Source organism: Streptomyces sp. NPDC048257 (assembly GCF_043201855.1).
Lineage (GTDB): Bacteria > Actinomycetota > Actinomycetes > Streptomycetales > Streptomycetaceae > Streptomyces.
In genome coordinates this window covers 131,975-156,880 of sequence record NZ_JBICZI010000004.1, presented here as the reverse complement: position 1 = coordinate 156,880, position 24,906 = coordinate 131,975, and the positions used below count along the sequence as shown (strand labels likewise).

Here is a 24,906-nt window from a genome sequence, read left to right as displayed (position 1 = left end):
GACCCGTCCCGCGCGCGGGGGGGTGACGGGCCGGGCGCGGGTTTGTGGGTGCGGATTTGGGTGCCCGGCGCTGCGTGGGCCCCCGGCCGGGGCCCCCATCCCCGGCCGTTCCCGTTTCACGGAGCGGACGGGCCCTGGAGACCGTGCATCAGGAGGGCCGTGAAGGTGGCCACCCAGAGTTCGTCCACCGGCTCGGAGCTCACCAGGGCGCGGTGCACCACCGTGCCCGCGATCACGTCGAAGATCAGGTCCGTCGTGCGGCCCGCGAGGGACTCGTCGTCCTCGTACGGGAGTTCGCCGCGAGCCTGGGCCCGTTCGCGGCCCAGGACGACGAGACGTTTCTGCCGGTCCACGATCGCCGACCGGATCCGGTCACGCAGGGCCTCGTCCCGGGTGGACTCGGCGACGACCGCCATCAGTGCGGTACGGGCCTCCGGGCGCCGCAGCAGCTCCGCGAACTGCAGGACCACGTACTCGATGTCCGCCTCGAGGGAACCGCGGTCGGGGAGTTCGAGCGAGTCGAAGAGCTCGGCCACCGCATCCACGACCAGCTCGTTCTTGCCCGCCCAGCGCCGGTAGAGGGTGGTCTTGGCGACCCCCGCACGGGCGGACACGTCCCCCATCGTCAGCTTCGACCAGCCCAGCTCGACCAGCGCGTCCCGGGTCGCGGCGAGGATCGCGGCGTCCGCGGTGGCACTGCGGGGACGACCGGTGCGGCCGGGGCTGGGGTTGCGCATGGCCGAGACCATACCCGCCGGTAGCCGAAGCGGCCGCTGTGGTTCAGATCACGGGCCCGGAAGGGGAGCGGCGGGCCGCCGGGAGAGTTACGCTACGGCTCGTAGCGTAAGAGCGACAACCACGCGAAGAGCTACAGGCGCCAGGTGGGGACCCGGCGCCGCCCAGCATCACGATCGCGACAGTACGGCGGCTCGGCCAATTCACGCGATCTTTTTCGTCGGCGCGCGCACACGGGGGAGGATGTACGCATGCAGCCCAGAAACATGTCCATGAGCGGCGTCGTCGACCTCGCCGCGGTGAAGGCGGCCGGCGAGGCCAAGGCCAAGGCCGAGCAGGCCCGCGCCGAAGCGGCCCGTCATGCCGGTCAGGCCGGCGGGGCGGGTCCGTCCGCCGGTGCCGTCCCGCCCTCCGCGCTCGTCGTCGACGTAGACGAGGCCGGCTTTGAACGCGATGTGCTCCAGCTCTCCGCCGAGGTTCCGGTCGTCCTGGACTTCTGGGCCGAGTGGTGCGAGCCGTGCAAGCAGCTCAGCCCGCTGCTGGAGCGTCTGATCACCGAGGCGAACGGCCGCCTCGTGCTCGCCAAGGTCGACGTCGACGCCAACCAGATGCTCATGCAGCAGTTCCAGATCCAGGGCATCCCGGCCGTCTTCGCCGTGGTCGCCGGTCAGGTGCTGCCGCTGTTCCAGGGCGTGGTGCCCGAGCAGCAGATCCGCGAGACCCTCGCCCAGCTGGTCCAGGTCGCCGAGGACCGCTTCGGGATCATCGGCATCGAGGTGGACCCGAACGCGGAGGGAGCCGCTCCGGCCGCCTCGGTCGGCCACGAGATCCCGGCCGGCCCATACGACGCGCTGCTGGAGGCGGCCGTCGTCGCACTGGACGCCGGTGACCTGGGCGGCGCGGTCCAGGCGTACAAGAACGTACTCGCGGACGACCCGGGCAACATCGAGGCCAAGCTGGGCCTCGCCCAGGCCGAGCTGCTCGCCCGGGTCCAGCACATGAACCCGCAGGCGGTGCGCGCCGCGGCGGCCGAGAACCCGCGGGACCCGGCGGCGCAGATCGCCGCAGCCGACCTCGACCTGGTCGGCGGTCACGTGGAAGACGCCTTCGGGCGCCTGGTGGACACCGTCCGCGTCACGTTCGGTGAGGACCGGGACGCCGTACGGCTGCGGCTGCTGGAGCTGTTCGAGGTCATCGGCGCGGACGACCCGCGGGTCTCGGCGGCGCGTACGGCGCTCGCGCGGGTGCTCTTCTAGGACGGCTCCGGACCGGCTTCCTGGCCGCTCCGAGCCTGCCCCGGCGAGTCTCCCGTACATCACCGGGACACCGGCGATTTATTGACAGGTAGCTAAACAGCGGCCGCACTTTGCCAAAACTTGGTAATTGCGGCCGCTGTTACTCGCAGTAAATCGAACCCCGTGAACTGTCCGGTGTGTTCATCATTCGCCCGTTCTGTCGTGGCCCTGGGTAACACCCTGTGTTGCTGCCCGACGGCGGGGGGTCGTACTCAGGTTATCTGGCCGTTACCCGCCAGTAACGAACCCCCTTGTGTCCCGGCCTGGAATGGACCACGATCGGCGACGCTCGGTCCTTCCCGCAGAGCCGCTCACTCGGAGCCGCGGTGGAGGGTCCCCACCGAGCCGGCCTGTGGCAGTGGCACCGGCCGTGGGACAGGGGGGTCTCTGCCACACCGGCGGGGCCTGTCCTCCAGGTTGCGCGAACGCGTGGCCCAGTGGTTGTCGCTCGGGGGTGATCGCCGGTGTACCGGACGTGGCACAGCCGCGGCTCGGCCGCCTGCGCTCCTTCCCGAGGACGTAGCACTTCTCCCATCCCAGGACGGGCACGGCCCGGACCGGAGATGTACGTCCGAGAAGGAGGAACGAAATGAGTTCTCAGGTTCGTGGCGGGACCAGATGGAAGCGCTTTGCGCTCGTCATGGTGCCGAGCATCGCGGCCACGGCCGCGGTCGGTGTGGGTCTGGCGCAGGGTGCCCTCGCGGCGTCGTTCAGCGTCTCCGGCCAGGACTTCAAGGTCTCGGCCGACAAGCTCGACGGTGAAAACCTCATCCAGTACGGCGGTGTCGCCGAGGGTCACGACCTCAAGGGCAACGCGGCGCACCACCCGGTCACCATCTCCGGGTTCAGCAACGCCAAGATCACCAACATGTGCCAGTCCCTGGTCACCCCGACTCCGCTGGGCAACATCACGCTCCAGCTGAAGACCGGTCACAAGGGCACTCCGGCCGAGGCCAGCAACATCTACCTGGATGTGGCCGAGCTCGACACCGATGCCGAGTTCACCAACCTGGACATCGGTGTCGCGGTGGGCGACCCGAGCCACAAGACCAAGCCGCAGGCCGGCACGGTCGCCAGCCCGTACGCGTTCTCGCAGCGCGCCGACCGGGCGATTTTGACGAACGTGAAGCAGAAGGCGTGGGCGACCACGGCGGGCACCTTCAAGCTGCCCAACCTGAAGCTGCGCCTCCTCGGTGGCGACCAGCCCTGCTACCAGGACATCAAGGACTGATCAGTCCCCGTGTCTGACCGGACGGGCGGGCGGCGGCAGCCGTCGTCCTCCGCCCGTCCGGGCTCCACAGATTTCTCCGTACCACCGTTTCCAGGGAGCTGTTGTCCATGAACCCCCAGGCCCCGGTTTACGTTCGCGCAGAAGACGACGCCTGGCCCACCGTGGTGTATTACCGCTTCCATGCCTGGAGCGGCCGCCGTCCCTTCTGGGCCGGGCTGTTCACGCTCCTCGGTGGCCTCCCGATCGCGTACTTCCCGTACGCGGACCTCCGGCTGGGCAACGTCAGCCTCGCGATGGCCACCACCGGCGGCGCGGGCGCACTGATCATCGGTGTACTGCTGATCACGCTGGGCCTGGCCCTCTGGTTCCAGGAAACCATCCGCGTCTTCGCCGGCGTCGCCGCGATCCTGCTCGCCCTGGTCTCGATCCCGGTGTCCAACCTCGGCGGCTTCTTCGTCGGCTTCACCCTCTCCATGGTCGGCGGCGCCCTCGCCCTGGCCTGGGCGCCGGGACAGCCGGCCGAGGAGGGTGAGGAGCCGAGGGCCGAGCAGCAGCAGCCGGGCGCGGTCGGCCTGACCAAGGCCGCGGCGACGGCGGACATGGGCACCCACGGCATCCCGGGTCCCCGTGGGACGGAAACGGCACATGCGAGCGAGACGACTGCCCACGCCGATGGCGGGAGGAACAGTGCGGGGTGACGAGACGCAGCGGGGCGTGGCCCCAGGTGCAGAGTCCCGTGTAGTGAAGGGGCCGCGCCACGCGGCGCCCAGGAAGTCGCTGCTGAACAAGATCCACATACCCGTCGGCAAGACGATGGCGCTCGCGGCGATGCCGACGGCCGTGTTCGTCGGGATGGGCATGGCGCCGAAGCTGGCCGTGGCCGACGACAAGGAGATCCCCTTCGCGCCCGGGCCGTGTGTGACGCGGTCCGACGAACCCGCGGAGACCGAGTCGAAGTCCCCGTCCCCCACACCCTCGAAGACGCCTTCGCCGAGTACGTCGCCCGATGCGACGCCCTCCGCGTCCGCCGCCGCGAAGCCGAAGCCGAGCACCTCCCCTTCGGCGTCCAAGCCCCCCGTGACGAAGGAGACGGCCCCGGCCGCCACTCCGTCGCCGGAGCAGACCAAGTCCACGAACCCGCTCGACCCGCTGGGTGTCGGCGACGCGCTCAAGGGCCTCGTCGACCAGCTCGGCAAGCCCCTCCAGGACGCGAAGGCGAAGGCGACCCCGACGCCCACACCGTCCACGACCGCCAAGGCGACCCCGGCCCCCGATCCGGCCGCGGACGCGATCCGCGACGCGGCGAAGCAGGCCGGAGTCGACGTCTCGGAGCTGTCCGACGAGGTCAAGAAGACCGAGAAGGACCCGAAGGACGAGACGGGCGAGGAGTCCGACAAGGACAAGGACGACAAGGAAAAGGACGACAAGGCCAAGGACGACAAGGCCAAGGACGAGGAGACGAAGGACCCGGACGGGAAGCAGCCCTTCCCGTGCCCGACCTACGACGCCAAGGCGCTGGCCGACGCCGAGCTGGAGCAGGACGTCCCGCTCCTGCCGGACGAGCCCTGGTACCTCGACAGCTCCCTGCTGACCCTCTACGGCTTGGACTACCACGGCATCGTCGAGGTGAAGACGGCCGGCGGCAAGACCAAGAAGGTCCTGAAGTTCACCGCGGACTCGCTGGACATCAAGGACCTCTACCAGACGGTCGGCAAGTCGGGGAACGTCGCCCACCTGAAGTCGCGTCCGGGTTCCACGTCCAAGATCCGCGGCGGCACGGTGACGATGTACACCGAGAGCCTCAAGGGGAACCTGTTCGGTCTGATCCCGATCGAGTTCACCCCGAACAGCCCGCCGCCGCTGAACGTCCCGTTCGCGTTCTTCACGGACGTCAAGGTCGTCCAGGCCGGCCAGTTCGGCGGCACCCTGACGGTCCCGGGCCTGAAGAACTACATCGGCCCGCCGGAGTAGTCCCGCGCCGGATACCGGCGAAAACGCCGAGGGCGGCACCCGGAATCCCCTCAGGGGATTCCGGGTGCCGCCCTCGGCCTCTGTGCGGCAGAGCCGGTGCGGCGGGCGACGTCAGTCGCGGGTGTCGCCGCCCAGGTGGTGGACCCGGACCATGTTGGTGGTGCCCGGGACGCCGGGGGGCGAGCCGGCGGTGATGACCATCGTGTCGCCCTGGTTGTAGCGGTTCAGCTTGAGCAGCTCGCCGTCCACCAGGTCGACCATCGCGTCGGTGGTGTCCACGTGCGGGACGATGTAGGACTCGACGCCCCAGCTCAGCGTGAGCTGGTTGCGGGTGTTGACGTCGGTGGTGAAGGCCAGGATCGGCTGGGTCACGCGGTACCGCGACAGGCGGCGGGCGGTGTCCCCGGACTGGGTGAAGGCGATGAGCGCCTGGCCGTCGAGGAAGTCCGCGATCTCGCACGCCGCACGGGCGACGGAGCCGCCCTGGGTGCGCGGCTTCTTGCCCGGGACCAGCGGCTGGAGGCCCTTGGAGAGGAGCTCCTCCTCGGCCGCCGTGACGATCTTCGACATCGTCTTGACGGTCTCGATCGGGTAGGCGCCGACCGAGGACTCGGCCGACAGCATGACCGCGTCCGCGCCGTCGAGGATCGCGTTGGCGACGTCGGACGCCTCCGCACGCGTCGGGCGGGAGTTAGTGATCATCGACTCCATCATCTGGGTCGCGACGATCACCGGCTTGGCGTTGCGGCGGCACATCTCGATGAGCCGCTTCTGGACCATCGGGACCTTCTCGAGCGGGTACTCGACGGCCAGGTCACCACGGGCCACCATGACCGCGTCGAAGGCGTCGACCACGGCCGCCATGTTCTCGACGGCCTGCGGCTTCTCGACCTTGGCGATGACGGGGACCCGGCGGCCCTCCTCGTCCATCACCTTGTGGACGTCCTTGACGTCGGTGGCGTCGCGGACGAAGGACAGGGCGACCATGTCGCAGCCCATCCGCAGGGCGAAGCGGAGGTCGTCGACGTCCTTCTCCGACAGGGCGGGGACGTTCACGGCGGCACCCGGCAGGTTGATGCCCTTGTGGTCCGAGATGACACCGCCCTCGATGACGATGGTCCGCACCCGCGGGCCCTCGACCCCGGTCACCCGGAGCTCGACGTTTCCGTCGTTGATCAGGATCTGGTCACCCTTGGCGACATCGCCCGGGAGGCCCTTGTAGGTGGTGCCGCAGATGGACTTGTCGCCCGGGACGTCCTCGGTGGTGATGGTGAACTCGTCACCGCGCACCAGCTCGACGGGACCCTCGGCGAAGGTCTCCAGACGGATCTTCGGGCCCTGGAGGTCGGCGAGGACGCCGACGGCGCGCCCGGTGTCCTCGGAGACCTGCCGGACGCGGTCGTACCGCTCCTGGTGTTCTGCCTGGGATCCGTGGCTGAAGTTGAATCGGGCCACGTTCATACCTGCCTCGATGAGCGCTTTCAGCTGCTCATACGAGTCGACGGCGGGGCCCAGCGTGCAGACGATTTTGGAACGGCGCATGAAGCGGATCCTATCCGGTTTGTTTCGTAGCGGAATATTCCGTCTGGTGGAAAGTCCAAGTGACTAGCGGGTAACCAGCGCGTACGTCTGGGTGGCGATCTCCAGCTCCTCATCGGTCGGGACCACCGCCACCGCCACCCGGGCGTCCTTCACCGAGACCAGCCGCGGCTCGGCGGAGCGCAGCGCGTTGGCCTCCGGGTCCAGCACCAGGCCCAGCCCGGCCAGACCGTCGAGAGCAGCCTCGCGGACCTGGTGGGCGTTCTCGCCGACCCCGGCCGTGAAGGTCACCGCGTCCACCCGCCCGAGCACCGCCGAGTAGGCCCCGATGTACTTCTTCAGCCGGTGGACGTACGCGGCGAAGGCGAGGCTCGCGGCCTCGTCGCCCTCGCCCGCCCGCCGCAGCACCTCGCGCATGTCGTTGTCGCCGCACATGCCCAGCAGACCGCTCTTCTTGTTCAGGAGCGAATCGATCTCATCCACCGAGAAGCCGCCCACCCGCGCCAGGTGGAAGACGACCGCCGGATCGACGTCGCCCGAACGGGTCCCCATGACCAGACCCTCCAGCGGGGTCAGGCCCATGGACGTCTCCACGCACACCCCGCCGCGCACGGCCGACGCGGAGGCGCCGTTGCCCAGGTGCAACACGATCACGTTGACGTCCTCCACCGGCCTGCCGAGCAGGTGGGCCGTCGCCCGGGAGACGTAGGCGTGGGAGGTGCCGTGGAAGCCGTACCGCCGGATGGAGTACGCGTCCGCGGTCTCGGCGTCGATCGCGTAGCGGGCCACGTACTCCGGCATCGTCGAATGGAAGGCCGTGTCGAACACGGCGACCTGCGGAACGTCCGCCCGCAGCGAGCGCGCCACCTCGATGCCCGTCACGTTCGCCGGGTTGTGCAGCGGGGCCAAGGGGATCAGGTTCCGGATCTCCGCCAGTACCTCGTCGTCGATCACCGTCGGCCGGGTGAACCGCGTCCCGCCGTGCACCACCCGGTGTCCCACGGCGGCCAGTTCGGGGGAGTCCAGGCCCATCCCGTCGGCGGCGAGCTCCGCGGCCACCGCCTTCAGCGCGGCCCCGTGGTCCGCGATCGGGCCGAGCTGCTCCCGCCTGCCACCGGCGCCGCCCGGCCCCGCGAGCGGCTCGTGCACCAGCCGGGAGGTCTCCTCGCCGATCCGCTCCACCAGGCCGGAGGCGAGCCGGGACCCGTCCGCCATGTCGAGGAGCTGGTACTTGACCGACGAGGAGCCGGAGTTGAGGACGAGCACGCGCGATGCGGTCACGATGAGGGGTCCTTCTTTGTCGCGGGCGGTGGGGGAGGGGCGGTGCGGGCGGATCAGGCGGTGGCCGCGGGCGCGGACCCGGGCGTCGGCGCGCCCTGGGCCTGGATCGCGGTGATGGCCACGGTGGTGACGATGTCCTGGACGAGCGCGCCGCGCGAGAGGTCGTTCACCGGCTTGCGCAGACCCTGGAGCACCGGGCCGACCGCGACCGCGCCCGCCGAACGCTGCACGGCCTTGTACGTGTTGTTGCCGGTGTTCAGGTCGGGGAAGATCAGCACCGTCGCACGGCCGGCCACCTCGGACCCGGGCAGCTTGGTCGCGGCGACCGAGGGCTCCACGGCCGCGTCGTACTGGATCGGACCCTCGATCAGAAGGTCGGGGCGCTGCGCGCGGACGAGCTCGGTGGCCTTGCGGACCTTGTCGACGTCCGCGCCGCTGCCGGAGGTGCCGGTCGAGTACGAGAGCATCGCGATCCGCGGCTCGACGCCGAAGGCGGCCGCGGTGGCGGCCGACTGGACGGCGATGTCGGCGAGCTGCTCGGCGTTCGGGTCCGGGTTGACCGCGCAGTCGCCGTAGACGAGGACCCGGTCGGCCAGACACATGAAGAACACCGAGGAGACGATCGACGCCTCCGGCTTCGCCCTCCCGTCGCCCGCCACCACCCTGTCCGACGCGCTTCGCGCGGCTGTATCGGTCTTGATGATCTCGAAGGCCGGGCGGATGGTCGCCGCGGTGGAGTGCACCGAACCGGAGACCATGCCGTCGGCCAGGCCCCGCTGCACCATCAGGGTGCCGAAGTAGTTGACGTCGGTGACCACGTCGTTGGCCAGCTCGACGGTCATGCCCTTGTGGGCGCGGACCTGGGCGTAGTACTCGGAGAAACCTTCCCGCAGCGGGGAGGTCGCCGGGTCGATGAGCTGCGCTCCCGAGATGTCGATGCCGAGGTCGCCGGCCTTCTTCAGGATCGCCTGCTCCTCGCCCAGCAGGGTCAGGTCGCAGACCCCCCGGCGCAGCACCACGTCCGCGGCGCGCAGCACCCGCTCCTCGGCGCCCTCGGGCAGGACGACGCGGCGGCGGTCCGAGCGGGCCCGCTCCAGCAGCTCGTGCTCGAACATCATCGGGGTGACCCGCTCCGAACGGGCCACCGACAGCAGACCGCGCAGCTCGCCGGTGTCCACGTGCCGCTCGAACAGGCCGAGCGCGGTCTCCAGCTTGCGCGGGGTCGCGGAGTTCAACCGGCTCTGCAGCGAGAAGAGTTCGGCGGCGGTCGGGAAGCTGTTGCCGGCCACCGACACCACGGGCGTGCCCGGTGCCAGCTTCGAGGCCAGCGTCAGGATGTCCTTGCCCGGGCGCTCGTTCAGGGTGAGCAGCACACCGGCGATCGGCGGGGTTCCCGAGGTGTGCGCGGCCAGTGCGCCGATGACCAGGTCCGAGCGGTCCCCGGGGGTGACGACCAGGCAGCCGGGGGTCAGGGCGTTCAGGAAGTTCGGCAGCATGGCGCCGCCGAAGACGAAGTCCAGGGCGTCGCGGGCCAGCCCCGCCTCGTCACCGAGGAGCACCTCGCCGCCGAGCGCCCGGGTGATCTGGGCGACGGTCGGGGCGGAGAGCGACTTGTCGTCCGGCAGGACGTAGCAGGGCACGGGGAGCCGGGCGGCCAGCCGCTCGGCTATGAGGTCGCGGTCCTCCGCGGCCACCCGGTTGACGACCATCGCGACGACGTGGCAGCCCAGCGTCTCGTAGGCCCGGAAGGCGTTGCGGGCCTCGGCGCGCACGGCCTCGGCCTGGTGCCGGGTGCCGCCCACGACGGGGACGACGACCGCGCCCAGCTCGTTGGCGATCCGGGCGTTGAGCGCCAGCTCGTCGGGGAGGTTGGTCTCCGCGTAGTCGGTGCCGAGGACGAGCATGACCTCGTAGTCGCGGGCCACCCGGTGGTAGCGGTCGACCAGCTGGGACACCAGTTCGTCGGTGCCCTTCTCGGCCAGGATCGCCGAGGCCTCCCGGTATGACATCCCGTAGGCCGTCGAGGCGTCCTGCTCGATCCGGTAGCGGGCCTTGAGGAGGTCGAAGAGCCGGTCCGGTGCGTCGTGCAGCAGCGGACGGTAGACGCCGACCCGGGCCGTCTGCCGGGTCAGCAGCTCCATGATCCCCAGCTCGACGACCTGGCGGCCGTCCCCCCGCTCGATCCCGGTCACGTACACGCTGCGCGTCACGCCCGCACTCCGTCCCATGCTGTGAATGCCTTATTGGTCTGGCTTGACCCCTTGACAATACCTCTGTCAATGGATAGGGCGCCCCCCGGGAAAAGGCCTGGCCGGGAGGGCCGAAAGGCCTGCGGAGCGGAGCAGCCGAAAACGCGCGCCACCCCGGGCCCGTGGAACAATCGGACAGGCTTCACCATTACGCCCTTCATATGTACGGCAGGAGACACAGCACGATGCGTATCGGAGTTCTCACCGCAGGCGGCGACTGTCCGGGCCTCAACGCTGTCATCCGGTCGGTCGTACACCGCGCCGTGGTCGGGCACGGAGACGAGGTCATCGGTTTCGAGGACGGTTTCAAGGGCCTCCTCGACGGCAACTTCCGCTCCCTCGACATCAACGCCGTCAGTGGCATCCTCGCCCGTGGCGGCACCATTCTCGGCTCGGCGCGCATGGAGCGCGCCCGTCTCCACGAAGCCGCCGAGAACGCCCAGGAGCTGGCGAGGCGCTACGGCATCGACGCCCTCATCCCGATCGGCGGCGAGGGAACCCTGACCGCCTCCCGGATGCTGTCGGACGCCGGGATGCCGGTCGTCGGCGTACCGAAGACCATCGACAACGACATCTCCTCCACCGACCGCACCTTCGGCTTCGACACCGCGGTCATGGTCGCCACCGAGGCGATCGACCGCCTCAAGACCACCGCCGAATCGCACCAGCGCGTGATGGTCGTCGAGGTCATGGGCCGCCACGCGGGCTGGATCGCCCTGGAGTCCGGCATGGCCGGCGGCGCGCACGGGATCTGCCTGCCGGAGCGCCCCTTCGAGGTGGACGCACTGGTGAAGATGGTGGAGGAACGCTTCTCCCGCGGCAAGAAGTTCGCCGTGATCTGCGTCGCCGAGGGCGCGCACCCCGCCGAGGGCTCGATGCCCTACGAGAAGGGCGCGATCGACGCGTACGGTCACGAGCGCTTCGCCGGCATCGGCAACCGCCTCGCGATCGAACTGGAGCACCGCCTCGGCAAGGAGGCCCGCCCGGTCATCCTCGGCCACGTCCAGCGCGGCGGCACCCCCACCGCCTACGACCGGGTGCTCGCGACCCGCTTCGGCTGGCACGCCGTCGAGGCCGTGCACCGCGGCGAGTTCGGCAACATGACCGCCCTGCGCGGCACCGACATCGTGATGGCCCCGCTCGCCCAGGCGGTCACCGAGCTGAAGACCGTCCCCGAGGAGCGCATGTACGAGGCCGAGTCCGTCTTCTAGGTGGCCTGGGCGGGACCTCCGCCCCGGCTTCCCCGGCCGAACGTCCTCGGTGCCTGCCCGGGGCGTCCTACGACGCACCGCCCGCCAGGTGCCAGAACCGGTCCACGATCTCGACGAGGAACTCCCGGCCGGCGTCCCCGCTGCCCGCCTCGCCCTGCCCGCCGCCCCAGCTGAGCGTCGCCACCATCCGCGACTGGTAGTCCCCGTGCAGCTGCTCCAGCACCGCCTCCAGATGGTGCTTGGGGATCGGCAGCAGCTTGCCCAGCGGCTTCACGTACGCCTGCCAGCGGGTGGTCACCGCACTGCGCAGCAGCTCGGCCAGTTCCTCGTGCTTGCCGGTCGCCGTCACGAACTGGGCCAGCGTCAGACCCAGCACCGTGGCGAGGGCGGCGGACTGCCGCTCGTTGCCCTTCCAGCGTCCGGTGTCCTCCATCTTCTGGTACGAGGTCGTCTCCAGGCCGATCCGCCGGGCCAGCTCGTCCGCCACGAGCCCCCGGGCGATCCGGTGCTCCCGCAGGGTGACCGGTTCGGCGAGGAGTTCCCCAGGGGAACACCACAGGACGCCCGCGAGCGCCGTGAGCTCGGCGGAGGAGGGTGATATCTCGCCACGCTCCCAGGCCATCACGGTCTCGGGCGCGACGACGAGTCCGTACTGGGCGCGCAGGCCATAGGCGACGTGACCGGGAGCCATGCCCAGGGCCGCGCGCAGGCGACGCGCGGCGGGGGCATTGAAAGGTGGGCTGGAGTGCACACCGCACACCGTAGAAGTGGCCAGGCTGTGGCGCCTACAGACCAAACAAACAAGCCCATACCTCGTAGGAACGTCCTATGAAGTAAAGGGCTTTCGTCGGTTTTCTGGGCGACTGTCCGGTAACCGGTGACCCCGAAGATCCTTTCCATGGGTACGGTTCCAGCCAACGCCCGCCGATGCAAGACCCTTCACAGGCCCCGCACGTTGTGAACCGCCGACGCCTTTTCTGCGTGATCCCTGTCGGGGCCCTCGCGCACGGGGGTGGCGAGGGCCCCGCCCCCCCGCCTCTTCTTCCCTTGCCTTCACGTCGGCGTCAAGGACTACGGTCGCCCCATGCGCATCGGCGAACTGGCGGAGCGGGCCGGAACCAGCACCCGGACGCTCAGGTACTACGAGTCCCGCGGGCTGCTCCCCGCACGGCGGGCCGGCAACGGCTACCGGACCTACGACGAGGACGACCTGCGGCTGCTGAGCCAGATCCGCACGCTCCAGGACTTCGGCTTCGAGCTGGAGGAGACCCGGCCCTTCGTGGACTGCCTGCGGGCCGGCCACCCGGCCGGCGACTCCTGCCCCGCCTCGCTCGCCGTGTACCGGCGCAAGCTCGCGGAGCTCGACGGCCTGATCGGCCAGCTGACCGACGTACGCGAGCAGCTCGGGCGGCAGTTGGCCGACGCGGAGCGGGCGGCCGGCGAAGCGGCCGTGCCGAAGTGCGAGATGACCGGATGAGGGAGAGGGAGGACGCTGACATGAAGGCCCACGGTGTGGCGCAGGTGACCGACGGGGATTTCGAGACCGAGGTGCTCGCGGAGCGGGGACGGCCCGTCCTCGTGGAGTTCACGGCGGACTGGTGCGGCCCCTGCCGCCAGCTCGCCCCCGTCCTGTCCTCGATCGCCGCCGAGGAGGCCGGCCGGCTCAAGGTCGTGCAGATCGACGCGGACAGCAACCCCGGGGCCGTCACCCGGTACGGGGTGCTGTCCATGCCGACCCTGCTCGTCTTCCGTGACGGCGAGCCCGTCCGGCAGCTGGTCGGGGCCCGGGCCAGGCGCCGGCTCCTCCAGGAACTGGAGGAGCACCTGGCCACGGCCTGAGCCCACGGACCCGGCGGCCTCAGCCCTGCGGCCGGAACCAGACCGTCGCCAGCGGCGGGAGGGTCATGCGCAGGCTCGCCGGGCGGCCCTGCGCCGGTACCGGCTCCGGCCGCAGCGGCTGCGCGTGGTGGATGCCGCTGCCGCCGTAGACCTCCAGGTCGGTGTTGAGCACCTCCTGCCACAGCGCCACCTCCCCCGGCACCCCGATCCGGTAGCCGTGCCGGACCACGGGCGAGAAGTTCGACACCGCCAGCAGCTGCGAGCCGTCCTGCGCGTACCGCAGGAAGGCGAAGACGTTGTCCTCCGCGGCATCGGCCTCCACCCAGGCGAAGCCCTCCGGCACGGTGTCCCGCTCCCACAGGGCGGGCGCCGCCGCGTACGTACGGTTCAGATCGCGCACGAGGTCCCGTACGCCCCGGTGGTCGCCGGCCGCCGTGTAGGAGGAGTCCAGCAGCCACCAGTCCGGCCCGTGCGCCTCCGACCACTCCGACCCCTGTGCGAACTCCTGTCCCATGAACAGCAGTTGCTTGCCCGGGTGGGCCCACATGAAGCCCAGGTACGCCCGGTGCGAGGCCCGCTGCTGCCACCAGTCCGCCCCGGGCATCCTCGACACCAGCGAACCCTTGCCGTGCACCACCTCGTCGTGCGAGATCGGCAGCACGTAGTTCTCGCTGAAGGCGTAGATCATCCCGAAGGTCATGTCGTTGTGGTGGTACTTGCGGTGCACCGGCTCCTTCGACATGTAGCGCAGGGTGTCGTGCATCCAGCCCATGTTCCACTTCAGGCCGAAGCCGAGCCCGCCGGAGTCCGTCGGCCGGGTCACGCCCGTCCAGGCCGTGGACTCCTCCGCGATCGTCACCACGCCCGGGCAGCGCCGGTACACCGTCGCGTTCATCTCCTGGAGGAAGCCGACCGCGTCCAGGTTCTCCCGCCCGCCGTGCTCGTTGGGCGCCCACTCGCCCTCATTGCGCGAGTAGTCGAGGTAGAGCATCGAGGCCACCGCGTCCACGCGCAGGCCGTCCACGTGGAACTCCTCGCACCAGTACACGGCGTTGGCGACGAGGAAGTTGCGGACCTCCTTGCGGCCGTAGTCGAACTCCAGCGTCCCCCAGTCCGGGTGCGCGGCCCGGCGCGGGTCGTGGTGCTCGTACAGCGGCCGCCCGTCGAACTCCGCGAGGGCCCAGTCGTCGCGCGGGAAGTGCGCGGGAACCCAGTCGACGATCACGCCGATCCCGGCCCGGTGCAGCGCATCCACGAGGAAGCGGAAGTCGTCGGGGGTGCCCATCCGTGAGGTGGGCGCGTAGAAACCGGTGACCTGGTAGCCCCACGAGCCGCCGAAGGGGTGCTCGGCGACCGGCATCAGCTCCACGTGCGTGAAGCCCAGCTCCTTGACGTACGCGGGGAGCTGCTCGGCGAGCTGCCGATAGGAGAGCCCGGGCCGCCAGGACGCCAGGTGCAGCTCGTACACCGAGAAGGGGGCCTGGTGCGGGGGCCGGGCGCCGCGCTCGGCCATCCACGCCGCGTCCTGCCACTCGTACCGGGAGGCGGTGACCACCGAGGCGTTCGCCGGGGGGACCTCCGCGGACCGGGCCATCGGGTCGGCACGCAGGGTGTGGCTGCCGTCCGGGCGGGTGATGTCGAACTTGTAGAGCGTCCCGGTGCCCACCCCGGGCAGGAACAGCTCCCACACACCCGTCGAGCCGAGCGAGCGCATCGGATAGGCGACCGAGTCCCAGTACGAGAAGTCCCCGGCGACCCGGACCCCCTGGGCGTTCGGCGCCCACACCGTGAACCGGGTCCCGGCCACGCCCTGGTGTTCCATCGGCCGGGCGCCGAGCGCCGTCCACAGCTGCTCGTGGCGGCCCTCGCCGATCAGGTGCAGGTCCAGCTCGCCCAGGGCGGGCAGGAACCGGTACGGGTCGTGCACCTCGATCTCGTCGCTGTCGTACGTGACCAGCAGCCGGTACTCCGGCACGCCGGTCAGCGGCAGCAGCCCCGAGAACAGCCCGTCGCCGTCGTCCACGAGCTCGGCCCGCAGCCCCTTCGCGACCACGGTGACCGCCTTGGCGTGGGGGCGCAGCACCCGGAAGGCCACCCCGCCCCGCTGGGTACGGGCTCCCAGCACCGCGTGCGGATCGTGGTGGCGGCCCTCCAGCAGCCGGGCCCGTTCGTCGGAGCCGAGTGCGGGCGCCGGCCGGACGCCGTGCGCAGGGGCGGCGCGGCGGGCCCGGGGCGTCCGGGCCTTCTTCGCCGCCGCGGGGGCGGGTGCGGCTTCGTCGCGGACGGTCGGTGACGGCTGTCGTGCGGCGCTCACGCGAGCGGCCTCCTCGGGGGCTTCGGATGGGGGTGCGGGGAGATGGAGCCGGGGGCGGGCGGGGTCGGCGGTACGCGGTGGGCGGGCCGTACGGGCTCCGAGAGCCGCCGGATCGCGGCCATCGGGACGTGCAGCCAGTCGGGTCGGTGCCGGGACTCGTAACGGGCCTCGTACACCGCCTTGTCGGTCTCGTACGCGCGCAGCAGTACGGGATCCTCGCGCGGGTCCCGGCCGGTGGTGCGGGCGTAGCCCTCGCAGAAGGCCGCCCGGCAGTCGTCCGCCCAGGCAGGGGCGAACGGCCGGTGCGAGCGCGCGGCGTAGTCGAAGGAGCGCAGTATCCCGGCGATGTCCCGCACCGCCGGTTCGGGGCGGCGCCGGTCGGCCAGCGGCCGGGCCGGCTCGCCCTCGAAGTCGATCAACGACCAGCTGCCGTCGAGGGTGCGCAGCGTCTGACCCAGATGGAGGTCCCCGTGGATCCGCTGGGCGGGCACCCCCGCCCCGCGGGAGGCGGCCAGCGCGTCGAAGGCACCCCGCAGCCCCGCCTCGTAGGGCCGCAGCGCCGCCACCTCCCGGGCGGTGGCGGCCAGCCGGGCCGTCATCCCGGCGGCGAGCCGGGCGGTCTGCTCCGGGCCGAGCGCGACCGTGGGCAGCGCCGCGGCCAGCGCACTGTGCACCTCGGCGGTGGCCCGGCCCAGGGCGTGCGCCTCGGCGGTGAAGTCGGCCCCGGCGCCGAGCCGGCGCAGCGCGAGCTGCCAGCCGTCGTCGGAGCCGCGCAGGTACGGCTGGAGCACCCCCAGGGTCAGCGGTTCGCTGCCGGGCGGCTCGGCCTCGTACCAGGCGACGGGCGCCGGGACGCGGGCGCAGCCGGCGGCGGCCAGCGCCCTGGGCAGCTCCAGGTCCGGATTGACCCCGGGGCCGACCCGGCGGAACACCTTCAGGATGAACGAATCTCCGTAGATCAGAGACGAGTTCGTCTGCTCCCCGGACAGCGGCCGGGGCGTGAGCCCGGCCGGGATCGGCGTGGCCGGATCCCGGTCGAAGCGCAGCGGCCCCAGCACGCCGGGGGAGCGCAGCCGCTCCAGCAGCATGGCCGCGAGCCGGGGGTCGCCGAGCGCCTCGTAGACCGCCCGGCCGGCGTACGGGCCGTCCTCGGCATGGCCGATCAGGGTGGGCGCGAGGGCGGGCGGCAGGGAGGGGCGGATGCCCAGCAGCAGTTGGTAGCAGTCCCCGTCGACGTCGAGGAGCAGGTGCAGCAGGCCGGGAGTGGATCCCGGCGGCAGCAGCTCGGCCGCCGAGACGGTCCTGAGTCTGCTGATGGTGCGGCCCTTGCCCGCGAACCAGCGCTGTGCGGGCAGCCAGGCCCTCAGCATCGGCTCCAGCGGAGCGATCCCGGCGGCCCGGTCGGCCGTCAGCCGGCTCCGGGCGGATGCAGCCTCCGACATGGCGTCGCGTCCTTTCCCCGGGCCGTCACAGAATGCGCAGAGTGTCCCGGATGCGCGGCAGTTGCTTCTCCGGCATGTGCGAGTGTCGGGTCAGGATGGTCCGTACAGGGGCGGGCGATTGACCCATTCGAGCTGCCCGCCCCGTCCTCGGCCCGCTACTCGGCGCGTTTGTCGACGCGCTGTTCGGTCCGCAGCCGGAACCAGTAGAAGCCGTGGCCCGCCAGGGTCAGCAGGTACGGCCACTCGCCGATCGGCGGGAAGCGCACATCACCCGTGAGCTCCACCGGGACCCGCCCGTTGAACGACCGCAGATCCAGCTCCGTGGGCTGCGCGAAGCGCGAGAAGTTGTGCACGCACAGCACCAGGTCGTCCCCGTACTCGCGCAGGAACGCGAGCACCGCCGGGTTCGACGACGGCAGTTCGGTGTACGAGCCGAGTCCGAAGGCCGGGTTCGCCTTGCGGATCTCGATCAGCCGCCGGGTCCAGTGCAGCAGTGACGAGGGCGACGCCATGGCCGCCTCGACATTGGTGACCTGGTACCCGTAGACCGGGTCCATGATGACCGGCAGGTTCAGCCTGCCCGGATCGCAGGAGGAGAAACCGGCGTTGCGGTCCGGGGTCCATTGCATGGGCGTGCGCACACCGTCGCGGTCGCCGAGCCAGATGTTGTCGCCCATGCCGATCTCGTCGCCGTAGTAGAGGATCGGCGATCCGGGCAGGGACAGCAGCAGGGCGGTGAACAGCTCGATCTGGTTGCGGTCGTTGTCCAGCAGCGGGGCGAGCCGGCGACGGATGCCGATGTTGGCCCGCATCCGCGGGTCCTTGGCGTACTCGGAGTACATGTAGTCGCGCTCTTCGTCCGTGACCATCTCGAGGGTGAGCTCGTCGTGGTTGCGCAGGAAGATGCCCCACTGGCAGCGGTCCGGGATCGCCGGGGTCTTGGCCAGGATTTCGGAGACCGGGTAGCGGGACTCTCTTCGTACGGCCATGAAGATGCGCGGCATGACGGGGAAGTGGAAGGCCATGTGGCATTCGTCCCCGCCCTTCGCGTAGTCCCCGAAGTAGTCGACGACGTCCTCGGGCCACTGGTTGGCCTCGGCGAGCAGCACGGTGTCCGGGTAGTGCACGTCGATCTCGGCCCGGACCCGCTTGAGGAGCTGGTGGGTGCGGGGCAGGTTCTCGCAGTTGGTGCCCTCCTCGGCGTACAGGTAGGGCACGGCGTCGAGGCGGAACCCGTCGATGCCGAGGTCGAGCCAGAAGCGCAGGGCGGAGACGATCTCCTCCACCACGGCCGGGTTCTCGTAGTTCAGGTCCGGCTGGTGCGAGAAGAAGCGGTGCCAGTAGTACTGCTTGCGTAGGGGGTCGTACGTCCAGTTCGAGGTCTCGGTGTCGACGAAGATGATGCGGGCGTCCTGGTATTGCTTGTCGTTGTCGGCCCACATGTAGTAGTCGCCGTACGGTCCCTCCGGGTCCTTGCGCGACTGCTGGAACCACTCGTGCTGATCGCTGGTGTGGTTCATGACGAAGTCGATGATCACCCGCATGCCGCGGGTGTGCGCGGCGTCCACGAACTCCACGAAGTCGGCGAGGTCGCCGAACTCGGGCAGCACGGAGGTGTAGTCGGCGACGTCGTAACCCCCGTCGCGCAGGGGTGAGGCGAAGAACGGCGGCAGCCAGAGGCAGTCGACACCGAGCCACTGGAGGTAGTCCAGTTTGCTGGTGAGCCCCTTGAGGTCCCCGACGCCGTCGCCGTTGCTGTCGTGGAAGGAGCGGACGAGGACCTCGTAGAAGACCGCCCGCTTGAACCAGTCGGGATCGCGGTCCTTGGCGGGGGTGTCCTCGAAGGTGTCGTGGACGGGATCGTTGATCATCATGTGGTGGGTGACCCTCCGGTGGGCGGGGACGGTCGCAGAGCGGCCAGTACGTGCGCGGGCGTGCGGCCCGGCTCTAGGCGCACGTAGTTCGCCCTGCCCCAGTGATAGGTCTCGCCGGTGAGCTCGTCGCGCACCGCGAGGGACCCGTGCCAGTCGAGGCCGAGTACCGGCATGTCCAACGACACCGTCGCCTCCTGGGTGTGGTGCGGATCGAGGTTGACGACCACCAGTACGGAATTGGCTCCGGCGTGCTTCGAATAGGCGATCACCTGTTCGTTGTCGGTCGAGTGGAAGTGGATGTCGCGCAGCTGCTGGAGCGCCGGGTTGCGGCGGCGCAGCCGGTTCAGCGAGGTGATCAGCGGGGCGATGGTGGCGCCGGTGCGGTCGGCTTCGGCCCAGTCGCGCGGCCGGAGCTCGTACTTCTCGGAGTTCAGGTACTCCTCGCTGCCCTCGCGCACCGGGGTGTTCTCGCACAGCTCGTAGCCGGCGTAGACCCCCCAGGCGGGCGAGAGGGTGGCGGCGAGGACGGCCCGGACCTCGAAGGCGGGGCGGCCGCCGTGCTGCAGGTACTCGTGCAGGATGTCCGGCGTATTGACGAAGAAGTTCGGCCGCATGACCGAGGCGGACGGGGTGGCGGCCAGCTCGGTCAGGTACTCCGTCAGCTCGGCCTTGGTGTTGCGCCAGGTGAAGTACGTGTACGACTGCTGGAAGCCGACGGCGGCCAGCGCCCGCATCATCGCGGGCCGGGTGAAGGCCTCCGCCAGGAAGATCACGTCCGGGTCGGACTTGTTGATGTCCGCGATCACCTTCTGCCAGAAGACGACCGGCTTGGTGTGCGGATTGTCGACCCGGAAGATGCGGACGCCGTGGTCCATCCAGTGCCGCAGGATCCGGCACGTCTCCTCGACGATGCCGGCCATGTCCGTGTCGAAGTGGATCGGGTAGATGTCCTGGTACTTCTTCGGCGGGTTCTCGGCGTACGCGATCGTCCCGTCGGCGCGGTGGCGGAACCACTCCGGGTGCTTCTCCACCCACGGGTGGTCGGGGGAGCACTGCAGGGCGAAGTCCAGTGCGATCTCCATGCCCAGCTCGCGGGCGCGCCCGACGAAGGCGTCGAAGTCCTCGATGGTGCCGAGCTCCGGGTGGACCGCGTCGTGCCCGCCCTCCGTGGATCCGATGGCCCACGGCACGCCCGGGTCCCAACTACCGGCGGAAAGGGTGTTGTTCGGTCCCTTGCGGTAGGTGGACCCGATCGGGTGGACGGGCGGCAGGTAGACCACGTCGAAACCCATCGCGGCGATCGCGGGCAGCCGCTCGGCGGCGGTCCGGAAGGTCCCGCTGACCGGAGCCTCGCCGGGCTCCAGCACCGCTCCCTCGGAGCGCGGGAACATCTCGTACCAGGAGCCGAAAAGGGCCCGCTTGCGCTCCACCAGGAGCGGCAGCGGCTTGGAGGCCGTGACCAGCTCCCGGTACGGGCGCCGGGCGAACGCCGCGTCCACGGCGGGATCGAGGGCGGCCTCGTACCGCTCGGCGGCGGGCCGGTCCTCGTCCCGCATGATTTCGGCGGCGGACAGCACGGCCTCGCGCCCGTCCCGCTTGGGGATCCGGGCCCCGGCGCGCTCGTAGAGCTCCGCGCCCTCCAGCAGCATCAGCCCGGTGTCGATCCCGGCGGGGATCTTGATCGCGGCATGGGCCCGCCAGGTGGCGACCGGATCGCTCCAGGCCTCGACGGTGTACGTCCACCTCCCCTCGACCTCGGCGGAGATCCTGGCTCCCCACCGGTCGGTACCGGGGGCGAGCTCGCGCAGCGGCACGGGGGCCCGCAGCCGCCCGCGCGGATCACGCAGGACGAGGTGGGCGGCGACGGCGTCGTGTCCTTCGCGGAACACGGTGGCGGAGATCTCGAAGACCTCGTCAACGACCGCCTTTGCGGGTCTGGCGCCGCAGTCGACGGCGGGGCGGACGTCCAGCACGGGAATGCGACCGATCATGATGGGATCACCTGGGGGCAGTTCGCAGGGCTCGGTGACAACAGGCCAGCCGGAATCGCGGCTGGTAGTGCACGCTCTGTTCGCTCTGTTTCTAGCCGCTCCGTGGACGGCTGGGCTGCGGGCATGGCCGCTCCTGTCCGCGTTCACTCGGGTGGCGGGGAGAGGGTTTGTGGGCGGGTGCGCCGTGCGTGTACGACGTTCTACTACGACGTGTACCCGGGGAGCCCTTCCCACTCTCATCCCGCCCAATCCGGGTGTCCGGTTAACTACTCGTACGTAGTGGCACGGGCATGACGGGGCGTCGGGTCGACATTCGGCCGGGCTGCGTCAGGTCGGCCGGGACCGTGCGACGCGGGTCCGGCCGCGGCGCCGGGCCGGGTCGCGACCGGGGTCGCGCACCACGTGTCCCACGGGCCCCGGGGCTCCCGGCGGAAGGGCCGGCGGGGCCGCGCCGGGAGACAATGGCCGTCATGCCGAGAGGCGGGAGTGACCAGCGAAACGGGGCTCTTGAGCGATGCGGTCGAAGGCGCCGGTCGCCGTCCGGCCGTCCGGGAGTGCGCTGCCGCTCCCGACCGGCGAAGCGGAGCTGCTGCTCGTCCAGCGGATCCCCGCCGGGACGGGCAGGGGGGCGATCCTCGGCCAGTTCCTGCGGACCATGGGAGCGCACGGACCCGAATGCGCCCCCGAAAATCTGGACCGGGTGGGACGGGTCGCGCGCGACCTGATCACCGCATGCCCGGCCGAGCGCTGCGACACCCACGGCGACCTTCCCGCCGAGTCGCAACCCGTGCGCTGATGGAGCGGATCCACATCATCGACCACGATCTCGGCGACCCGGGCCTGACCCCGCGGGCCATCGCCGCCCGCCACCGGATCTCGGTGCGCCGGCTGCACCTGATGGTCCGGGACGAGCAGGACAGCGTCGCGACCGCCATCCGCCGGCGCCGGCTGGGACGCTGCCACGCCGACCTCGTCCGGCCCGAACTGCTCACCCGCCCCATCCACGCGTCGCCGCCCGCTGGGGCTTCGCCGGCGCCCCCGTCTTCAGCCGCGCCTTCCGCGAGGCGTACGGAACAGCCCGAGCGAACGGCGCCTGTCCGGCGGCGCCCGCGCACACCCGGACGCGCCCTGAGAGCCGTTGCCGGCCCCGCCCTTCGTGCGGCGGCACGGCCCGGGCCGGGCGCAGGCGCCATGGCCGGAACCCGCGGGCGTCGCTAGCCTTCCCGGGGTGATGCGCGGGTGCACAGCGTGGTGCGGCCGCTCCGATCCGTAATCCCCTGCGAAGGTGGAACACGTGAAGGCTATCCGTCGATTCACCGTGCGCCCCGTCCTCCCGGAATCCCTGCTGCCGCTCACCGGCCTCGCGCGCAATCTGCGCTGGTCGTGGCACTCCGAGACCCGTGAACTCTTCCAATCCGTCGACCCCGAGGGCTGGCAGGCCGCCGGCGGCGATCCCGTCCGGCTGCTCGGCGCCGTCTCCGCGGCCCGGCTCGCGGAACTGGCCGCGGACCGCCGGTTCCTGCGCCGGCTCGCCGTCGCCGCAGCCGACCTCGATGACTACGTGAACGGCGGGAGGTGGTACCAGAGCCAGGAGAACGGCGCGGAACTGCCCGCCGCCATCGCCTATTTCTCGCCGGAATTCGGGATCACCGCCGCCCTGCCGCAGTACTCCGGCGGCCTCGGCATCCTCGCCGGGGACCACCTGAAGGCCGCCAGCGACCTCGGCGTCCCGCTCATCGGAGTGGGCCTGCTCTACCGGCACGGCTACTTCCGCCAGTCGCTCTCCCGCGACGGCTGGCAGCAGGAGCACTATCCCGTCCTCGACCCCAACGAACTCCCGCTCGCCCTGCTCCGCCAGGACGACGGCACCCCCGCCCGCGTCTCGCTGACCCTGCCCGGCGGACGCACCCTGCACGCCCACATCTGGCAGGCCCGCGTCGGCCGCGTGCCCCTGCTGCTCCTCGACTCCGACGTCGAGGACAACGACGCCCCCGCCCGCGAGGTGACCGACCGGCTCTACGGCGGCGGCAGCGACCACCGGCTGCTCCAGGAGATGCTGCTGGGCATCGGCGGCGTGCGCGCGGTGCGCACGTACTGCCGGATCACCGGGCATCCCGACCCCGAGGTCTTCCACACCAACGAGGGCCACGCAGGCTTCCTCGGCCTCGAGCGCATAAGGGAACTGGAGCGCGAGCAGGGCCTCGGCTTCGACGCCGCCGTCGAGGCGGTGCGCGCCGGAACCGTGTTCACCACGCACACCCCCGTCCCGGCCGGGATCGACCGCTTCGAGCGGGCCCTGGTCGCCCGGCACTTCGGGGAGAGCGGGGAACTGTCCGGCGTACCCGTCGAGCGGATCCTGGAACTGGGCGCCGAAACCTACCCCGGCGGTGACCCCGGCGTGTTCAACATGGCCGTGATGGGCCTGCGCCTGGCCCAGCGGGCCAACGGGGTGTCCACCCTGCACGGGGCGGTCAGCCGGGAGATGTTCGCCGGGCTGTGGCCCGGCTTCGACCCGGCCGACGTGCCCATCACCTCCGTCACCAACGGGGTCCACGCCCCGACGTGGGTGGCCCCCGAGGTGATCCGGCTCGGCGCCCGCCAGATCGGCGCGGGCCGCGCCGAGGACGCCCTGTCGGTGGGCGGCTCCCCCCGCTGGGACGCGGTCGCCGACATCCCCGACCAGGACGTGTGGGACCTGCGGCGGGTGCTGCGCGAGCAGCTGGTGCAGGAGGTACGGGACCGGCTGCGGGCCTCGTGGCGCCAGCGCGGGGCCGCCGCGGCCGAACTGGGCTGGGTGGACTCCGTACTCGACCCCGACGTGCTGACCATCGGTTTCGCCCGGCGCGTGCCCTCGTACAAGAGGCTGACGCTGATGCTGCGCGACCCGGAGCGGCTGCGCCGGCTGCTGCTGGACCCGGAGCGGCCGGTGCAGATCGTCGTGGCCGGCAAGGCGCATCCGGCCGACGACGGCGGGAAGCGGCTCGTGCAGGAACTGGTGCGCTTCGCGGACGACCCGCGGGTACGGCACCGGATCGTCTTCCTGCCCGACTACGGCATGGCCATGGCACAGAAGCTCTACCCGGGCTGCGACGTCTGGCTGAACAATCCGCTGCGGCCCCTGGAGGCGTGCGGGACGAGCGGGATGAAGGCCGCGCTGAACGGCTGCCTCAACCTGTCCGTGCTCGACGGCTGGTGGGACGAGTGGTTCGAGCCGGACTTCGGCTGGGCCATCCCGACCGCCGACGGGCTCGGCGCGGACGAGGACCGCCGCGACCACCTGGAGGCCAGCGCCCTCTACGAGCTGATCGAGAGCCGGGTCGCACCCCGCTTCTACGACCGGGCCGGGCGCACCGGGCTCCCGGTGCGGTGGATCGAGATGGTCCGGCGCACGCTCGTCTCGCTGGGGCCGAAGGTGCTCGCCGGGCGCATGGTCAGGGAGTACGTGGAGCGGCTGTACACGCCGGCCGCGCTCGCCCACCGGGCCCTGGACGCCGAGGCGGCGCGCGACCTCGCCTGGTGGAAGGGGCGGGTCCGGGCGGCCTGGCCGCGGATCTCCGTCGAGCACGTGGAGACGCTGGCAGCGGCTCCGGTCAACGGCACCGCCGAGCTGGGCGCCACCCTGACCCTGCGCGTGCAGGTGGCGCTGGACGCGCTCGCCCCCGAGGACGTGGAGGTGCAGGCCTTCGCCGGCCGGGTGGACCCGCAGGACGTGATCCGGGACGGGCGGAGCTTCCCGCTCAAGCCGGCCGCGGGGCCCGACCTGGACGGGCGCTGGGTGTACGAGGGCCCGCTCGCCCTCGACCGTACGGGGCCCTTCGGCTATACGGTCCGGATCCTGCCCGCGCACCCGCTGCTGGCGACCCCGGCCGAATTGGGGCTGGTCGCGGCCCCGGTGGCGACGGACGCGGGGGGCGGGGTCATCCTGCGCTGAGCG

General features: G+C 71.1%; 18 protein-coding genes. 9 read left to right on the top strand and 9 right to left on the bottom strand.

Annotated features, from left to right (window positions below):
- Positions 1 to 116: 116 nt before the first annotated feature.
- Positions 117 to 737 carry a TetR/AcrR family transcriptional regulator gene (locus tag ACGFZK_RS11265; RefSeq protein WP_393848618.1) on the bottom strand — a complete coding sequence of 207 codons (621 nt, stop codon included), beginning with the start codon at positions 735 to 737 and terminating at the stop codon, positions 117 to 119.
- A gap of 249 nt (positions 738 to 986) precedes the next feature.
- Here ACGFZK_RS11265 and ACGFZK_RS11260 point away from each other — a divergent pair, with 249 nt between their 5' ends.
- From ACGFZK_RS11260 to ACGFZK_RS11245, 4 genes are all read left to right on the top strand, one after another.
- The gene (locus tag ACGFZK_RS11260) at positions 987 to 1,991 is read left to right on the top strand and encodes a tetratricopeptide repeat protein (RefSeq protein WP_393848617.1); all 1,005 of its coding nucleotides are present in this window, start codon (positions 987 to 989) and stop codon (positions 1,989 to 1,991) included.
- Between the two features lie 628 nt (positions 1,992 to 2,619).
- Positions 2,620 to 3,261 (top strand): DUF6230 family protein, encoded by a 642-nt coding sequence (locus ACGFZK_RS11255; protein WP_393848616.1) that lies wholly within the window; start codon positions 2,620 to 2,622, stop codon positions 3,259 to 3,261.
- A gap of 107 nt (positions 3,262 to 3,368) precedes the next feature.
- Positions 3,369 to 3,959 carry a DUF6114 domain-containing protein gene (locus tag ACGFZK_RS11250; RefSeq protein WP_393848615.1) on the top strand — a complete coding sequence of 197 codons (591 nt, stop codon included), beginning with the start codon at positions 3,369 to 3,371 and terminating at the stop codon, positions 3,957 to 3,959.
- Complete coding sequence (locus ACGFZK_RS11245; RefSeq protein WP_393848614.1) at positions 3,949 to 5,232, top strand: hypothetical protein; 1,284 nt, start codon at positions 3,949 to 3,951, stop codon at positions 5,230 to 5,232. Before ACGFZK_RS11250 ends, ACGFZK_RS11245 begins: the two co-directional genes overlap by 11 nt.
- A 111-nt stretch (positions 5,233 to 5,343) precedes the next feature.
- Here the strand turns inward: ACGFZK_RS11245 and pyk are convergent, their stop codons facing one another.
- The 3 genes from pyk to pta form a co-directional block, all read right to left on the bottom strand.
- Positions 5,344 to 6,774 (bottom strand): pyruvate kinase, encoded by a 1,431-nt coding sequence (pyk, locus tag ACGFZK_RS11240; RefSeq protein WP_393848613.1) that lies wholly within the window; start codon positions 6,772 to 6,774, stop codon positions 5,344 to 5,346.
- A gap of 63 nt (positions 6,775 to 6,837) precedes the next feature.
- Complete coding sequence (locus ACGFZK_RS11235) at positions 6,838 to 8,052, bottom strand: acetate kinase (protein ID WP_393848612.1); 1,215 nt, start codon at positions 8,050 to 8,052, stop codon at positions 6,838 to 6,840.
- Positions 8,053 to 8,105: 53 nt separating this feature from the next.
- Positions 8,106 to 10,262: a phosphate acetyltransferase gene (gene pta / locus ACGFZK_RS11230; RefSeq protein WP_393848611.1), complete on the bottom strand. Its 2,157-nt coding sequence runs from the start codon at positions 10,260 to 10,262 to the stop codon at positions 8,106 to 8,108.
- A 224-nt stretch (positions 10,263 to 10,486) separates the two neighbouring features.
- Between pta and ACGFZK_RS11225 the strand changes: the two genes are divergently transcribed.
- Positions 10,487 to 11,512 carry an ATP-dependent 6-phosphofructokinase gene (locus ACGFZK_RS11225; protein ID WP_393848610.1) on the top strand — a complete coding sequence of 342 codons (1,026 nt, stop codon included), beginning with the start codon at positions 10,487 to 10,489 and terminating at the stop codon, positions 11,510 to 11,512.
- 67 nt (positions 11,513 to 11,579) lie between these two features.
- On the opposite strand, the gene ACGFZK_RS11220 is transcribed toward ACGFZK_RS11225, so the two are convergent.
- Entirely contained in the window at positions 11,580 to 12,203 is a 624-nt protein-coding gene (locus ACGFZK_RS11220) for an XRE family transcriptional regulator (protein ID WP_393848930.1), read from the bottom strand.
- A gap of 393 nt (positions 12,204 to 12,596) precedes the next feature.
- On the opposite strand from ACGFZK_RS11220, the gene ACGFZK_RS11215 reads away from it, so the two are divergent.
- Together ACGFZK_RS11215 and ACGFZK_RS11210 are read left to right on the top strand one after the other, a co-directional pair.
- Positions 12,597 to 12,989 (top strand): MerR family transcriptional regulator, encoded by a 393-nt coding sequence (locus ACGFZK_RS11215; RefSeq protein ID WP_393848609.1) that lies wholly within the window; start codon positions 12,597 to 12,599, stop codon positions 12,987 to 12,989.
- A gap of 20 nt (positions 12,990 to 13,009) precedes the next feature.
- Positions 13,010 to 13,351, top strand: coding sequence for a thioredoxin family protein (locus ACGFZK_RS11210; protein WP_393848608.1), 342 nt, complete (start codon positions 13,010 to 13,012; stop codon positions 13,349 to 13,351).
- 19 nt (positions 13,352 to 13,370) lie between these two features.
- Here ACGFZK_RS11210 and glgB read toward each other — a convergent pair whose 3' ends face one another.
- The 4 genes from glgB to ACGFZK_RS11190 form a co-directional block, all read right to left on the bottom strand.
- The gene (glgB, locus tag ACGFZK_RS11205; protein ID WP_393848607.1) at positions 13,371 to 15,665 is read right to left on the bottom strand and encodes a 1,4-alpha-glucan branching enzyme; all 2,295 of its coding nucleotides are present in this window, start codon (positions 15,663 to 15,665) and stop codon (positions 13,371 to 13,373) included.
- Positions 15,662 to 17,107 (bottom strand): maltokinase, encoded by a 1,446-nt coding sequence (locus ACGFZK_RS11200; RefSeq protein ID WP_393848606.1) that lies wholly within the window; start codon positions 17,105 to 17,107, stop codon positions 15,662 to 15,664. Before ACGFZK_RS11200 ends, glgB begins: the two co-directional genes overlap by 4 nt.
- Before the next feature lie 155 nt (positions 17,108 to 17,262).
- Entirely contained in the window at positions 17,263 to 18,981 is a 1,719-nt protein-coding gene (gene treS, locus ACGFZK_RS11195) for a maltose alpha-D-glucosyltransferase (RefSeq protein WP_393848605.1), read from the bottom strand.
- Positions 18,978 to 20,972, bottom strand: a complete 1,995-nt coding sequence (locus tag ACGFZK_RS11190) for a maltotransferase domain-containing protein (RefSeq protein ID WP_393848604.1) — start codon at positions 20,970 to 20,972, stop codon at positions 18,978 to 18,980. The genes treS and ACGFZK_RS11190 overlap by 4 nt, the downstream gene beginning before the upstream one ends.
- A gap of 514 nt (positions 20,973 to 21,486) precedes the next feature.
- Between ACGFZK_RS11190 and ACGFZK_RS11185 the strand changes: the two genes are divergently transcribed.
- Positions 21,487 to 21,768, top strand: a complete 282-nt coding sequence (locus ACGFZK_RS11185) for a hypothetical protein (RefSeq protein ID WP_393848603.1) — start codon at positions 21,487 to 21,489, stop codon at positions 21,766 to 21,768.
- A gap of 498 nt (positions 21,769 to 22,266) precedes the next feature.
- Positions 22,267 to 24,903: an alpha-glucan family phosphorylase gene (glgP, locus tag ACGFZK_RS11180; RefSeq protein WP_393848602.1), complete on the top strand. Its 2,637-nt coding sequence runs from the start codon at positions 22,267 to 22,269 to the stop codon at positions 24,901 to 24,903.
- Positions 24,904 to 24,906: the final 3 nt, after the last annotated feature.

Bases quoted from the DNA above. Each gene is read 5' to 3' on its own strand.
- ACGFZK_RS11265 (WP_393848618.1), bottom strand. From the start codon at position 737: ATGCGCAACCCCAGCCCCGGCCGCACCGGTCGTCCCCGCAGTGCCACC.
- ACGFZK_RS11260 (WP_393848617.1), top strand. From the start codon at position 987: ATGCAGCCCAGAAACATGTCCATGAGCGGCGTCGTCGACCTCGCCGCG.
- ACGFZK_RS11255 (WP_393848616.1), top strand. From the start codon at position 2,620: ATGAGTTCTCAGGTTCGTGGCGGGACCAGATGGAAGCGCTTTGCGCTC.
- ACGFZK_RS11250 (WP_393848615.1), top strand. From the start codon at position 3,369: ATGAACCCCCAGGCCCCGGTTTACGTTCGCGCAGAAGACGACGCCTGG.
- pyk (WP_393848613.1), bottom strand. From the start codon at position 6,774: ATGCGCCGTTCCAAAATCGTCTGCACGCTGGGCCCCGCCGTCGACTCG.
- ACGFZK_RS11225 (WP_393848610.1), top strand. From the start codon at position 10,487: ATGCGTATCGGAGTTCTCACCGCAGGCGGCGACTGTCCGGGCCTCAAC.
- ACGFZK_RS11220 (WP_393848930.1), bottom strand. From the start codon at position 12,203: ATGGCTCCCGGTCACGTCGCCTATGGCCTGCGCGCCCAGTACGGACTC.
- ACGFZK_RS11215 (WP_393848609.1), top strand. From the start codon at position 12,597: ATGCGCATCGGCGAACTGGCGGAGCGGGCCGGAACCAGCACCCGGACG.
- ACGFZK_RS11210 (WP_393848608.1), top strand. From the start codon at position 13,010: ATGAAGGCCCACGGTGTGGCGCAGGTGACCGACGGGGATTTCGAGACC.
- ACGFZK_RS11200 (WP_393848606.1), bottom strand. From the start codon at position 17,107: ATGTCGGAGGCTGCATCCGCCCGGAGCCGGCTGACGGCCGACCGGGCC.
- treS (WP_393848605.1), bottom strand. From the start codon at position 18,981: ATGATGATCAACGATCCCGTCCACGACACCTTCGAGGACACCCCCGCC.
- ACGFZK_RS11190 (WP_393848604.1), bottom strand. From the start codon at position 20,972: ATGATCGGTCGCATTCCCGTGCTGGACGTCCGCCCCGCCGTCGACTGC.
- ACGFZK_RS11185 (WP_393848603.1), top strand. From the start codon at position 21,487: ATGCGGTCGAAGGCGCCGGTCGCCGTCCGGCCGTCCGGGAGTGCGCTG.